The organism is Limnospira sp. PMC 289.06, from assembly GCF_032350395.1.
Lineage (GTDB): Bacteria > Cyanobacteriota > Cyanobacteriia > Cyanobacteriales > Microcoleaceae > Limnospira > Limnospira platensis.
The window spans coordinates 1-612 of the sequence record NZ_JARPLC010000434.1 but is presented as its reverse complement, the minus strand read 5'-3'; the positions used below and the strand labels follow the sequence as shown (position 1 = coordinate 612).

Sequence of the window (612 nt, the reverse complement as noted above, 5' to 3'; positions counted from 1 at the left end):
GGGATGGACAACCGAGGTGTTAACAAATACGACCTTAACAAATACTGTCGAGTCCTTGCTCGAGAGTATGACTTGGTTCGAGAACTCAACAGTACGGCTCGTCAAGCTTCGGCCGAACGTGCCTGGTCTTCAATTTCTCGTTTTTTTGAAAACTGCCGCCAGCAAGTTCCCGGCAAGAAAGGATATCCTAGGTTCAAGAAAAACAGTCGTTCTGTCGAGTACAAAAACTCCGGTTGGAAGTTACTCGACCCTAAGCATATTGTCTTTACCGACAAGAAAGGGATCGGACGACTCAAGTTGATTGGAACTTGGGATTTGGCGTTTTACGGTACAGAACAAATCAAACGGGTTCGGCTGATTCGTAGAGCCGACGGCTACTACGCACAGTTTTGCGTCAAAGTAGACGTTCGAGAAGAAATCGAACCATCAGGAAATACCGTGGGTTTAGATGTCGGACTCAAGGAATTCTACACCGATTCAAACGGACAGAGCGAACCGAACCCGAGGTTTTACCGAAACGCCGAGAAAAAGCTGAAACGCGCTCACCGAAGGGTGAGCCAAAAACAGAAAGGCTCTGCCAACCGAAAAAAAGCCGTTAATCGACTCGGGCGA

1 protein-coding gene is annotated in these 612 nt (G+C 47.9%); it reads left to right on the top strand.

All coding sequences use genetic code 11. The features are described 5' to 3' along the window. Positions 1–612: transposase (locus P5674_RS25625; protein WP_315670466.1), on the top strand; the 612-nt coding region annotated here is incomplete at both ends.